Genomic DNA, 2154 nt, shown 5'->3' on the forward strand with positions numbered 1-2154 from the left:
CCAGTTTAATTATTGGAAAAGGACTATCGCCTCTCAATCGCATTGATTTGTAATATAAGTGATGAGAATCATTTGTATAATGCATGAAAATGGTGATGAACGGTATGATGAAGAGTGCATATTTCCATACCTTCTTGAGGCTATGCCCTATATATTCAATACACATCAACAAAAGGAAGACTGGGATGAAAGGCAAGGCCAAGTACTCGACCTTTAACCAAAATAAGATTTGTTCCAAAGATGTACTGGAAAGTTCGAAAACATAGGCAAAAGTAAAAATGGAAGACAATAATGTCACGATAATATACGGTTTTGCTCCAGGTGCATCCTTGACCTTTAATAGTGCAAATAAACACAGGAACAAACTTAAAGCACCTGCCAATATAACTACGAGTAAGTATATCGATAATTCCTGTGGCATTGCGAATCAACTCCGTTAAACAAAAAATACTTTTTCCGTATATTATATAGCACTTTATAACTAGGTGACTAGCGTTTATTCGGGGAATTCTGAATTTTAAAGGAATGATTTTTTTAAACGCCATATTGGTAGCTATTTACTAACTCCCAAAACTTAAAAACCCCTGCTTCATCACTTTGAACGTGAGCGGCAGGGGTTTTTAAGTTGTAAAAATATGGATTATACCTTCTCTTTTACTGCTGTGAATCGATTTAAGAAGGAGAGTATTTTTTGATAGACGGCAATCTCATTTTCTTTTTTGGAAAATCCATGTCCTTCATTTTCTAGAAGCATATAATCGACATCTCTTCCTTTATCCTTCAACGCTTGAACGATTTGATCCGATTCCTCTTTGACGACACGGGGATCGTTTGCTCCTTGAATGACAAGCATTGGCTTTATCATGGATTCTAGATAAGTGATAGGCGAATACTCGATTAGTTTTTCTTTATCTTTTTCCGGATTTCCTACCCACTGGTCCATGACTGGCTTCCAGTCTTCAGGTACGGAATTGATAAATGAGAATAGGTTGGATGGGCCGAAAATATCGACAACCGCCTTAAAATAATCCGCATGTCGCCCGTGCAGCAGAAGGGCCATATAGCCTCCGAAGCTTCCGCCCATCAAAAGAATGTTGCCTTTTTGTGCATGCCCTTGGTCTATCAGCCAATCAAGGCCGGCTACATTATCAAGTCGCGGTCCATTTCCCCAATCTCCCTCTACCATTTTCATGAATTCCAAACCATAACCAGTAGAACCGCGGAAGTTTGGCGCGAAAATACTGTAACCGTTATTCAGGAAAAATTGAAATGAAGCTCTAAAAAACTTCCGTTCTGCCGCTTGAGGTCCTCCATGAGGCCAAAAAATGACTTCTCCATTGTCATTTTCCTTTTTTGCCCTAAAAAATAACGATTCGATCTCCCGGCCATCAAAGGAAGGGTAGGTAATGATGTCCGGTTCAACCAATTCATTAGAATCGACGCCAGGAACAGTATATTTAGTTAATGATACCCACTCATCACCTGTATTTTTATAGATATTATGAGGCTTGGTTGCACTCATGCCAAATAGGTAAAGAGTGCCTGATGCAGCAACTTCAAGTTTATTAATGACACTGCATGGCACGGGGATGTTTCTCCAATTTTCATTTTGCAGATTGATTTCATATAATTGATCCTCTACACCCTTTTGACTGGTTATATATAATAATTGATTCTCTTTACTATAAGTAATGGCAGTAAAACTCTCATTCTCCAATTCTTTAACTTTACAGAACTTGTTTGTTTCAAGGTTGTATGAAGCTAAATAGGTAAAGTCCGAATCATAATCAGTCAATAAATATATCATCGAATCCGAAACAAAAACCCCATCATTCACTGTGTGTTGTTTCTCTGTCGGCGGAGTGAGCAGGATATCTTCGTTCCCTTTTTTTGCATAGAGAAGAGTATATGTATTAGCAAAGTGTTTATAGTAAAGTAAGGTTTCTTCATCCGGGCTGAAGCCAAATAAATAGGTCGCTGCATCTTTCCCCTCCAGTACCAGCCTTTCCTGTCCTGATTCTAAATCCAAACAATAGGAATTAAGAAAGGAAGGATTTCCTCTGGATGTCGTGTAGTAGAGCTTTTTACTGTCATTCGATAATTTTGGCATGAAATTACGTGTATTTTCATGATTAACGATTTCCTTCATTGTAC

Annotated in this window: 2 protein-coding genes; both read right to left on the bottom strand. The window is 38.2% G+C overall.

From position 1 onward, the window contains the following. Positions 1-421 (bottom strand): histidine kinase N-terminal 7TM domain-containing protein (locus tag AC1DVB_RS26780; RefSeq protein ID WP_477591851.1); only part of this gene is annotated, 421 nt, incomplete at its 3' end. A 219-nt stretch (positions 422-640) separates the two neighbouring features. Continuing rightward, a partial coding sequence (locus AC1DVB_RS26785) for a S9 family peptidase (RefSeq protein WP_477591853.1) occupies positions 641-2154 on the bottom strand: 1514 nt, incomplete at its 5' end.

The sequence above is a fragment of the Peribacillus sp. P4_D6 genome, from assembly GCF_056401795.1.